The organism is Promicromonospora citrea, assembly GCF_013004695.1.
GTDB classification, from domain to species: domain Bacteria; phylum Actinomycetota; class Actinomycetes; order Actinomycetales; family Cellulomonadaceae; genus Promicromonospora; species Promicromonospora citrea.
This window is the reverse complement of record NZ_JABEMG010000145.1, coordinates 1-10,425: the sequence shown is the minus strand read 5'-3', so window position 1 is coordinate 10,425 and position 10,425 is coordinate 1. Positions and strand designations below refer to the sequence as shown.

Below are 10,425 nucleotides of genomic sequence, written 5' to 3'. Positions count from 1 at the left end.
TCGGGGGGCCGGCGCGCGCGCTGGTGCCGGGCCGGGCGCACGCGGCGGCCCGCGCCGGGCCACGGGCGGACCGGCCGCAGCGGACCGGACCGACGGCGACAGAGGCGACGACGACAGAGGCGACGACGAAAAAGGCGACGACGAAAAAGACGATGACATGGCCCCGCTACGAATCGTAGTATCTCTGCTATGGAGGATATGGAGAGTGCGATGAGGGCACAGGCGCCACCGACATCTCCGGGGCCGGCCATCGACGTGCGCGACCTGCGCATGCGGTACGGGACGAAGGACGTGCTCACCGGGGTGTCGTTCGCGGCGCGGCGCGGTGAGGTCCTCGCGCTGCTCGGCCCGAACGGCGCCGGCAAGACGACCACGATCGAGATCCTCGAGGGCTTCCGCATGCGGTCGGCCGGCGAGGTGTCGGTGCTGGGGCAGGACCCGGCGCGCGGCGACGAGGCATGGCGCGCCCGCCTGGGCGTGGTGCTCCAGTCCTGGCGGGACCACAGCCGCTGGCGGGTGCGCGACCTGCTCGGCTACCTCGCGCGGTTCTACGCGCCGTACGGGACCACCGACGTGCCACGGCCGTGGGACGTGGACGAGCTGATCGACGTCGTGGGGCTCACGGAGCACGCCGACCTGAAGGTGCAGAAGCTCTCGGGCGGCCAGCGCAGGCGGCTCGACGTGGCGATCGGCATCGTCGGCCGGCCCGAGCTGGTCTTCCTCGACGAGCCGACGGCGGGGTTCGACCCGCACGCCCGGCGCGAGTTCCACGACCTGGTGCACCGGCTGGCCGACTTCGAGAACACGACCGTCCTGCTCACCACGCACGACCTCGACGAGGCGGAGAAGCTCGCCGACCGCATCCTCGTGCTGGACGGCGGCACCATCGTGGCCGACGGCACAGCGGACCAGCTCGCCCGGGAGCTCACCACGCAGGCGGAGGTGCGCTGGACGGTCGGCGGCCGCAGGCACGTCCACGCGGTCGAGGACGGCGACCCGACGGCGTTCGTCCGGCGGCTGCTCGCGAACGACCCCGACGTCACCGAGCTCGAGGTCCGGCGGGCCAGCCTCGAGGACACGTACATGACGCTGGTCCACCGGGCCGAGACGGCGGGCGGCCGACCGTCCGCGGGCGGCGAGCAGACGGACCGGACCGAGGAGGTGCAGGCATGACCACGACGACCACGAGCGGGGCCGGCCGGGTCGAGGCGCGGCGCGCGGCCGTGCGAGCGGGACTGACCCGCGGCTGGCTCGAGACCAAGTACTCCTTCATGGAGGCGGGGGACGTGATCTGGTACCTCGCGTTCCCGGTGATCTACGCGGTGGTGCTGCTGTTCATGCGCGGGAGCACGGTGCCCGGCACGGGCTTCGCGCTCGGTGCGATGGTGCTGCCGAGCCTCGTGGGCATGTCGATCGCGCTGGGTGGCCTGACGGGGGCGGCGAGCACGATCGCCGTCGACCGGGAGGACGGCACGCTGCTGCGTGCCAAGGCCACGCCGAACGGGATGATCGGCTACCTGGTGGGCAAGATCCTCATGTTCGCGCTGACCACCGCCGTCAGCCTGCTCGCGCTGGTCATCCCGGCGTTCACGGTGGCGGGCGACCTGCGGCTCGACCTGCGCACGGCGGTCCTGCTGATCATGATCTTCGTGCTGGGCATGGTGGCGACGGTCCCGATCAGCGTCGCGCTCGGCTCGCTGTTCACGTCGTCGGCGCAGACGGGTCTGCTGTTCCTGATCTCGATGCTGCTGATCATCCCGTCCGGCATCTTCTACCCGATCACCGCGCTGCCCGGCTGGCTGCAGGTGGTGGGGCAGGCGTTCCCCTACTACTGGCTGGGGCTGGGCGCCCGGTCGGCCATGCTCCCGGACAGCCTGGCCGCGGCGGAGATCGGCGGGTCGTGGCGCACGCTCGAGATGATCGGGGTGCTCGGACTGTGGGCCGTCGTGGGTATGGTGCTGGCGCCGATCGTGCTGCGCAGGATGGCGCGCCGGGAGTCGGGTTCCACGGTGGCGGCGGCGCGGGAGCGCTTCATGACCAAGGGGTACTGAGTTGGTGGCTGAGCAGTCCGACGTCGTCCACAACCGCATCGCGATGCTGCGCGCCGAGCGCGGCGTCTCGCGGCGTGAGCTCGCGGAGGCGCTCGGGGTGCACTACCAGACGGTCGGATACCTCGAGCGGGGCGAGTACAGCCCGTCGCTGCACCTGGCACTGAGGATCGCCGAGTACTTCGGCGTCGCGGTGGAGGTCGTGTTCTCGACGCGGCCGTTCAAGCGGCTGGGCGAGTGACGCCGGGGGCGTCCGCCGCGCCGTCGGCCGCCGGCTCCGGCTCGTGGGACAGGACGGCGTCGAGGAACCGGACCGCGGCGTCCTTGTCGAGCGGCGCGTTGTAGGAGCCGCACTTCGGAGACTGCACGCACGCGGGGCACCCGTCGGAGCAGGGGCAGGCGGCGATCGCGTCGCGCGTGGCCCGCAGCCACGTGGCACCGAGGTGGTAGGCGCGCTCGGCGAAGCCCGCCCCGCCGGGGTAGGCGTCGTAGACGAAGACGGTCGCCTCACCGGTGTCGGGGTGCAGCTCGGTCGAGACGCCGCCGAGGTCCCAGCGGTCGCACGTCGCCAGCAGCGGGAGCAGGCCGATCGCGGCGTGCTCGGCGGCGTGCAGGGCGCCGGGAGTCTGCTCGGGTGTGATGTCGGAGGCACGGAGCACCCACTCGGGCACCGACCACCACACCGCCACGGTGCCGAGGGTGTGCTCGGGCAGCTCGAGCTGCTCGGTCCCGAGCACCTGCATGTCGGGCAGGCGACGGCGCTGGAAGCTCACCACCTGCGACGTCACCTCGACGGGGCCGAGACCCCAGGCGACGGGTCCCCACTGCCGGGTCAGGAGGTCGTGGCCGGTGGCGTCCGTCTCGGGACCGGGTGCGCCGTCGTCGTCCCAGCCCTCGATGGCGACGGACATGACCGAGCGGGACCACGTGCCGTAGTCGAGCTTGCGACGCTGCACGACGGCGGTGTGGTCGGTGAGGTCCAGGTGGTTCACCACGTAGGTGGTGCCCTGGTGCACGTACACGGCGCCGTCGTGCACCTGCCCGTCTGCGGACGAGGCGTCGACCGTGCCGAGCATGCGCCCGGTGCCGTGCTCGACGACGCGCACCGGCGTCCCGCCCGCACCGCGCAGGTCCGTCAGCCCGGTGGCGGCCTGGTGGTGCGTCCAGTACCAGCCGGAGGTCCGCCGTCGCAGGGCGCCGCGCGCGACGAGCACGTCGAGCACACCGCGCACGTGCGCCGGGTCGCCGAACAGTGCGAGGTCCTCGGTGCGCAGGGGGGCCTCCTGGGCCGCCGCGCAGAGGTGCGGTGCGAGCACGTGCGGGTTGGCGGGGTCGAACACCGTCGCCTCGAGCGGGGCGTCGAACACGGCCTCCGGGTGGGTCACGAGGTAGGTGTCCAGCGGGTCCTCGCGTGCGACGAACGCGACCAGCCCGTCGGCGCCCGCACGCCCGGCCCGCCCCGCCTGCTGCCACAGCGACATGCGGGTGCCGGGCCAGCCCGCGATGAGGACGGCGTCCAGGCCCGAGATGTCGACGCCCAGCTCGAGAGCGTTCGTCGTGGCCAGGCCGAGCAGGTCGCCCGTGCGCAGGGCCCGCTCGAGCTCGCGGCGCTCCTCGGGGAGGTAGCCGCCGCGGTAGGCGGCGATGCGGCCGGCGGCGTCGGGGGCGTGGCGCAGGTGGTCGCGCGCCTGCTGCGCCACGGACTCGGCGCCCCGCCGGGAACGCGTGAATGCCAGGCTGCGCGCACCGGCGGCCGCCAGGTCGGCGAGCAGGTCGGCGGCCTCGGCCGTCGCCGAACGGCGCGGGTGCTCGGGCGGCACCTCGGCCGCAACGGGCTCCACCTCGGTGTCCCCGGCACCAGCCACCCCGTCCCCGGGCAGTGCCCACGGGTCGGGTTCGCCGGGGTCGGCACGCCGCATCGACGAGGGCGTGCCGCCCTCCGCGTCCTCGGCCGGCGGGCGCCACGAGGCGATCTCCGGCGGCTGCCACAGCACCACGGTGCGCCGTCCGGAGGGCGACGTGTCCCGGGCGACGGCGGTGACGTCCTCGGGCCGGACGCCGATGAGGCGCGCAGCGCTGACCGCGGGCTCCGCCGACGTCGCCGAGGCGACCACCACGGTGGGTCGCTCGGCCCCGTAGCGCTCCGCGAGGCGGGCGAGCCGGCGCAGCACGTGGGAGACGTGGGCGCCGAACACCCCGCGATAGGCGTGCCCCTCGTCCACGACGACGTACCGCAGCCCCTTGAGCAGCCGCGACCAGCGGCGGTGGTTCGGCAGGAGCGCGTAGTGCAGGAAGTCAGGGTTGGTGAGCACCACGTCGGCGTGGTCCTGCACCCACGAGCGCTCCTCGCGCGACGTGTCGCCGTCGCAGGTCGCCACGCGGACGTCGCGTGTGCCCGCGGCGTCGAGCACGCGGTCGAGGGCGTTGAGCTGGTCGGCGGCGAGTGCCTTGGTCGGGCTGAGGTAGAGGGTCGTCGGCCGGGTCCGGGCCGAGGCGATGTTTCCCGGGTCGAGCGTGGCGGCTGCGGACGACTCCCGCACCGCGGAGAGGGCCGGCAGCCAGAACGCGAGCGACTTGCCCGAGCCCGTCGACGTGGCCAGAGCCGTGTGCCTGCCGCGGTGCAGCAGGTCGGCGGCCAGCGCCTGGTGCGCCCACGGGCGTTCCACGCCGAGCCGGCGGTACCCCTGCACCACCGTGGTGTCGGCCCACGCGGGCCAGTCGGCGTGCTCGGCGGTCCGTGCGGGAAGCACGCGCGACGCCGTCATCCGCTCGGCGCGCGCGCCGTGGGCGAGCAGCACGTCGAGCAGGGGGTGGGCGGGGGCGTCGGGCACGGTGGACAGTCTCGCACCTGGGCTCCGGGTCACGACGTGGTCGTCGGTGCGGAAGCTCGTCGTACCGACGTCGTCAGGGGCCGGGAGTTCACCCGCTGATCGGTCAGGGAGGGCGTCCTCGGCCGGATAGATTCGGCGCGCACGTGTCGGAGGCCTGCGCAGGAGGAACGGTGAGGCGAAGCCTGGTAGCGGTGGCCGCTGCGATCGGGATCCTGGTGGCGGGGACAGGGCTCGCTCCCGCCGAGGTCGCCCAGGCGGCCGACGACACGCCCGTCTGGTGGCGTAACGCGGCCGAGCGCACGCTCCTGTCCCCGGACGGCCCCGCCGAGCCGGGTTGGGAAGGCGACCGGTGGGTGGGGTACTGCGACCCCGAGGAGTATCCCGAGGGCTGTGCCGAGGAGGGCGTGCACCGGGCCGTCTGGCAGTTCGAGGACTTCGACATCCTCCGGGAGCTCGAGCCCGAGGACATCACGTCCGCGACCTTCATCCTCAACGGTGAGACCGGGTGGCTCGACGACGTCGGCTGCACGGCGAACAGCCTCGAGTTCTACGACGCGCCGCTGATCACGCCGGAGACCGGCTGGTCGAGCACCGAGGCGTGGACGGCGGACAAGCGCGTCGGGCAGTGGTCGGGCTACTGGTCCGCGTGCGAGAAGACGCCGCGGTGGACGGGGTACTTCTCCGTCGACGTCACCCAGCTCGCGGTGGAGGCGGCACGGGACGACCGCACGTCGCTCGCCGTCGGCGTCCGGGCCGCGGACGAGACCTGCATGACGTGCGGGTGGAACCTGCTGCGCCAGCACGCCATCCTGCGGATCAACTTCAACCGCGCGCCGCTCGCACCCAGCGAGCTGCGCATCGGATTCCTGAACAGCAAGGTGGACTGCGTCGACGAGCCGGCGCTCCGCACGACGATGCCTTTCATCGGCGCCGCCATCCCCGAGCCGGACGGTGCGAGCCACGTGAACTTCGTGGAGACGGCGACCTTCCGGCTCACGCCCGCCGACGACCCGGACACCGTGCTCTGGGAGGGTGCGTCGACCGGCAACAACGAGCTGCGCCGCTTCTACCAGGTCGAGGTGCCCCCGGGCATCCTCGAGCACGACGGGCGCTACCGGATCGCCGTCGCGGGGACGGACAACCACGGGCTGACCGGGCCGGAGTCCTCGTGCGTCTTCCGGGTGGACACCGTGCGCCCGGAGAACCCCACCATCACACCCCTCGTCGGCGGCGAGGCCGTCTACGTCGCGGGGCGGCAGGGCCGCGGCGGCCCGGGGATCCCGGGCGCGTTCCTCATCGGCGGTCCCGTGGACGACGACGTCGACTACACCTATGTCCTCAACGGGATCAGCGGCACCCTGCCCGGCGGTGAGCACCCGGTCGTCCACGTCACCCCGAGGGCGTACGGCACGAACGACCTGACAGTGCGCGCGGTCGACGCGGCAGGCAACACGAGCGACGCCGTCGTCCACGAGTTCGAGGTCTCGAAGACCCATTTCTTCGTACCGACGCCGCCCGCTGTCACGGTCGAGGGGCCGACGTCCTGGACGGTCGGCGACCCGGCCCCCGTCATGGCGGTGACCCTCAGCCCGGACGCGGCCACCCCCTACGGGACCGTGACGGTGTCGGCAGGGACGACGGTCGTGGGCTCGGCCCAGTTCGACGCGAGGACCGAGGAGCTGACGCTCGACACCGCGGCCGTCGACCCCGCGACGACCGCGCTCACGTTCACCTACCGCGCCTTCCCGGGCGCGCCGGAGTGGAGCGCGTCGCGGCCCCTGGCCGTCACCCTGCCCGACTTCGTGGTCGACCGGTCCCCGTCGATCGGCGGCACCGCGCAGGTCGGCAAGACCCTGACCGCGAACCGGTGGCCGTGGACCCCGACGCCGACGACCGTGCGGTACCAGTGGCGGCTCGACGGCAAGGCCGTGGCGGGTGCGACGTCCCGCACATGGACGGTGCCCGCCACCGCCACGGGCAAGAAGGTGAGCGTCGCGATCACCGGCTCCCACGCCGGGTACGCCACCCGGACGGTCGTGAGCCCTGCCACGACGGTCAAGGCGGGCACGTTCGTCGTCCCGCAGGCGAAGATCACCGGCACGCCGAAGGTGGGGGCGACGGTGAAGGCCGCGCGCGGCACCTGGTCGCCGCAGCCCACCACCGTGCGGTACCAGTGGAAGGTCGGGGGCAAGGCGGTCACCGGGGCGACGCGGTCGTTCTTCAGGATCCCCGCGTCCGCGAAGGGCAAGAACGTCACGTACGTGGTGACGGGGTCGCGGTCCGGCTACACGACGAAGTCGGTCACGAGCGCGGCGGTCCGTGCCGTCACGTGAGGTGTCCCCCCCGCCACGCCGGTGTCCCGCAGAGTTCACCCGGGCATTTCACCTGAGAGTGCCCTCGATGTGGCGATCGCCAGGTAGGTTTCGAGACATTTCCCGCCCCGCGCACCGAGCGGGAACGGGGAGTGGGCTCCTAGGAGGACAGTTGAAGCGCTTTCTGATCACCGGGGCGACGGCTGCCGGGCTGCTCCTGGGGGCGCTCGCCGCGCCCGCAGTGGCCGCCGAGGCAGCCCCTGAGGCACCCGACGCCGAGTGCGGCGTGACCGCGTGGAGCGAGGGCGGCCGGGTCGCGGTCCAGTGCGACAACGGTGGCAAGTCCATCGCACCGACGTCGGTCCCTGCCGGGCTGTAGCAGCACCCGGCACCGACACGGCCGGGCCACCCCCTGTGCGGGGGCGGCCCGGCCGGCGTGTCCCCGGGCCGGGGCTCAGTCCCGGAACGTCTCGATCCGGGCCCCGAGCTCGATGAGGCGCTCGGCGAGCTGCTCGTAGCCGCGGGCGATGATGTCGACGTCGCGCAGCACGGACGTGCCCGTGGACGCGAGCATCGCCAGCAGGATGACGACGGCGGGGCGCAGCGCCGGCGGGCAGCTCACCTCGGCCCCGCGCCAGCGGGTCGGTCCCGTGATCTGGAGCCGGTGCGGGTCCATGAGCCGCACGTCCGCGCCAAGGCGGGTCAGGTCCGTGAGGTGGATGGCCCGGTTCTCGTAGACCCAGTCGTGCAGCAGGGTGCTGCCCGTGGCGCGGGCCGCGATCACGGCGAAGAACGGCAGGTTGTCGATGTTCAGCCCGGGGAACGGCATGGGGTGGATCTTGTCGATCGGGGCGCGCAGCTCGCTGGGGTGGACGGTGACGTCCACCAGGCGGCTGCGGCCGTTGTGCGACAGGTACTCCGGGGTGAGCGTGTACCGCTGACCCATCTCGGCGAGCGTGGCGAGCTCGATCTCCATGAACTCGATCGGCACGCGGGTCACCGTGATCTCCGAGCCGGTCACGATGCCGGCGGTGAGCAGGCTCATCGCCTCGACCGGGTCCTCCGACACGGTGTACTCGACGTCGGCCTCGAGCCGCGACCGGCCGTGCACGCGCAGCGTGGTGGTGCCGATCCCCTCGATCTCGACGCCCAGCAGCTCCAGGTAGAAGCACAGGTCCTGGACCATGTAGTTCGGGCTGGCGTTGCGGATCGTGGTGATGCCGTCACGGCCGGCCGCCGCCATGAGCGCGTTCTCCGTGACCGTGTCGCCGCGCTCGGTGAGCACGATCGACAGGTCGCCCGTGCCGGGGTTGACGGTCGCCTGGTAGTGACCGGCCGTCGCCACGACGTCGAGCCCGAACGGGCGCAGCGCGATCATGTGCGGCTCGACGGTCCGCGTGCCGAGGTCGCAGCCGCCCGCGTAGGGCAGCTCGAAGCGGGGCTCGCGGCCGAGCAGCGGGCCGAAGAACATGATGATCGAGCGCGTCCGGACCGCGGCGTCCACGTCGATCGACGCCAGGTCGAGCGACTCCGGGCGGACGATCTCGAGGTCGCGGCCGTTGGGCGCCCACGTGGCGCTCACGCCGATGGAGCGGAGCACCGCGAGGATGCGGTCGACCTCGACGATGCGGGCCACGTTGCGCAGCACGGTGCGGCCGTGGTTGAGCAGCGAGGCGCACAGCAGCGCGACGGCGCCGTTCTTCGACGAGTTGACCTCGATCGTGCCCGAGAGCTGGTGGCCGCCCTCGATGTGCAGGTGGGTGCGCCGGGGCGCGCCCACGGTGATGAGCTCGGAGTCGAGGGCCGCGCTGATGCGGCCGATCATCTCAAGGCTGAGATTCTGGGCGCCCTGCTCGATGCGGTGCACGGCGCTCTGGCTCGTGCTCAGACGCTCGGCGAGCTGGGACTGCGTGAGGCCACGGTGTTGACGTGCGCTGCGGACCAGGGCTCCGACCTGCGCGGCATCCACCGCGGGGATCGATCCGGTGAGCGGTCGTTCGGTGCTGGCGATAGTCACGACGACGACCCTAACTCACATATGAGATACAAGCGCGTCTCGTCGTGAAGGTCACAGCTCGAACAGGGTCGGGTGCTCCAGATGGACGCCCTCGGTCTCGAGCATGCGCAGCTTGGTGCGGGGCCCTCCGCGCGCCGAGAACCCGCCCACGCGACGGCCGGCCGCCAGCACGCGGTGGCACGGCACGATCGGCGGGAACGGGTTGCGACCCATCGCCTGCCCGACGGCCTGGGCGGCACCCGGCGCGCCGAGCTCCGCGGCGACCTCGCCGTACGTGCGGGTCTCGCCCGGCGGGATCGCGCGCACCACCTCGTACACGCGGCGGTCGAAGGGCGGCACGGCACTCATGTCCAGCGGCACGTCCGTGAGGTCACCGACGCCGTCGGCCAGCAGCCGGGTCAGGGCCGTGACCGCGCCGGCGACCGGCCCGGACGACGCCTCGACCGCGCCCGGGTACCAGCCGCGCACGGCTCGGCGCACCTGCTCGGCGCCCCCGTGCGGCAGGGTCGAGCCCACGATCTGGCCCTCGGCGTTCCAGACCAGCGCGCACTCCCCGATCGCCGTCGGGACCACGGCGAAGCGGAGAGCGGGCTCGAGGCTGTCGGACATGCGGCCCACCCTAGGCCGCGCCACCGACACACCCGTCAGGCGTCGCCGCCCCAGCGCTCCGCGAGGCCGCTCGCCCGCGTCGCCGCGTCGGGGTCGCCGCTCGCCGCGGCGCCCAGGCCGCCCGCGGCGGCCAGCCCGTCCGCGTAGCCCACGGCGTACGTGGTCACGGGTGCGGCCGGCCGCTCGACGGCGTGCGCCGCGTCCCGTGCGAGGTCCAGCACCGCGCGCACGTCGACCGTGCCCGGCGGCAGGCCGAGCTCCTTCTCCAGCGCGGCGACCCAGTCGTGCAGCTCAGCCATCTCGTGTCCCTCCGGGAAGCTCGGTCGGTCGGGTCCTGGTGGTCGTGCCCTCGTGGTCGTCGGCCGGGCGCGCGCCCAGGCGGGCCGCGTCGGCCGGGGTGTCGACGTCGTCGCTCCAGCCTGCCTCGTCGGGCACCTCCGTGCAGCGCAGCGCGCCGACGACCTGTCGCATCGACGCGCCGTCCGGCTCGACACCGGCCAGCGCGGCCTCCAGCGCCGCCCGCCGGTAGAGGCCGACGAGCCACTGGGCGCGGCCGGCGCGCACGAGGTGGGCGCCGTCGGCCGGCGGGCCACCGGCCACCGCCCGCT

General features: G+C 73.4%; 9 protein-coding genes and 1 pseudogene. 5 read left to right on the top strand and 5 right to left on the bottom strand.

Annotation, left to right across the window (positions count from 1 at the left end; genetic code table 11):
* The first annotated feature begins 210 nt into the window (after positions 1 to 210).
* The 3 genes from HLB15_RS20085 to HLB15_RS20075 are packed head-to-tail and all read left to right on the top strand — an operon-like array spanning position 211 to position 2,289.
* The gene (locus HLB15_RS20085) at positions 211 to 1,173 is read left to right on the top strand and encodes an ABC transporter ATP-binding protein (RefSeq protein WP_229784893.1); all 963 of its coding nucleotides are present in this window, start codon (positions 211 to 213) and stop codon (positions 1,171 to 1,173) included.
* The gene (locus HLB15_RS20080) at positions 1,170 to 2,051 is read left to right on the top strand and encodes an ABC transporter permease (RefSeq protein ID WP_171107962.1); all 882 of its coding nucleotides are present in this window, start codon (positions 1,170 to 1,172) and stop codon (positions 2,049 to 2,051) included. The genes HLB15_RS20085 and HLB15_RS20080 overlap by 4 nt, the downstream gene beginning before the upstream one ends.
* A gap of 4 nt (positions 2,052 to 2,055) precedes the next feature.
* The gene (locus tag HLB15_RS20075; protein ID WP_229784892.1) at positions 2,056 to 2,289 is read left to right on the top strand and encodes a helix-turn-helix transcriptional regulator; all 234 of its coding nucleotides are present in this window, start codon (positions 2,056 to 2,058) and stop codon (positions 2,287 to 2,289) included.
* On the opposite strand, the gene sftH is transcribed toward HLB15_RS20075, so the two are convergent.
* Positions 2,270 to 4,813 carry a DNA 3'-5' helicase SftH gene (gene sftH, locus HLB15_RS20070; protein ID WP_171107964.1) on the bottom strand — a complete coding sequence of 848 codons (2,544 nt, stop codon included), beginning with the start codon at positions 4,811 to 4,813 and terminating at the stop codon, positions 2,270 to 2,272. The two genes, HLB15_RS20075 and sftH, sit on opposite strands and share 20 nt — an antisense overlap.
* A gap of 257 nt (positions 4,814 to 5,070) precedes the next feature.
* Here sftH and HLB15_RS20065 point away from each other — a divergent pair, with 257 nt between their 5' ends.
* Both HLB15_RS20065 and HLB15_RS20060 read left to right on the top strand, forming a co-directional pair.
* Positions 5,071 to 7,212, top strand: coding sequence for a hypothetical protein (locus tag HLB15_RS20065; protein ID WP_171107961.1), 2,142 nt, complete (start codon positions 5,071 to 5,073; stop codon positions 7,210 to 7,212).
* A 151-nt stretch (positions 7,213 to 7,363) separates the two neighbouring features.
* Complete coding sequence (locus tag HLB15_RS20060) at positions 7,364 to 7,570, top strand: hypothetical protein (protein ID WP_171107958.1); 207 nt, start codon at positions 7,364 to 7,366, stop codon at positions 7,568 to 7,570.
* Positions 7,571 to 7,645: 75 nt separating this feature from the next.
* Here the strand turns inward: HLB15_RS20060 and relB are convergent, their stop codons facing one another.
* The 4 genes and pseudogenes from relB to HLB15_RS20040 all read right to left on the bottom strand — a co-directional run.
* On the bottom strand, positions 7,646 to 9,208 hold the full coding sequence (gene relB / locus HLB15_RS20055) for a type II toxin-antitoxin system RelB family anti-toxin (protein ID WP_171107956.1): 1,563 nt from the start codon (positions 9,206 to 9,208) through the stop codon (positions 7,646 to 7,648).
* Positions 9,209 to 9,259: 51 nt separating this feature from the next.
* Positions 9,260 to 9,817: a methylated-DNA--[protein]-cysteine S-methyltransferase gene (locus HLB15_RS20050; RefSeq protein WP_171107954.1), complete on the bottom strand. Its 558-nt coding sequence runs from the start codon at positions 9,815 to 9,817 to the stop codon at positions 9,260 to 9,262.
* 35 nt (positions 9,818 to 9,852) lie between these two features.
* Positions 9,853 to 10,116: a DUF6457 domain-containing protein gene (locus HLB15_RS20045; RefSeq protein ID WP_171107952.1), complete on the bottom strand. Its 264-nt coding sequence runs from the start codon at positions 10,114 to 10,116 to the stop codon at positions 9,853 to 9,855.
* A pseudogene (locus HLB15_RS20040) lies at positions 10,109 to 10,425 on the bottom strand (hypothetical protein); the annotation flags it as partial. The pseudogene HLB15_RS20040 and the gene HLB15_RS20045, both read right to left, overlap by 8 nt.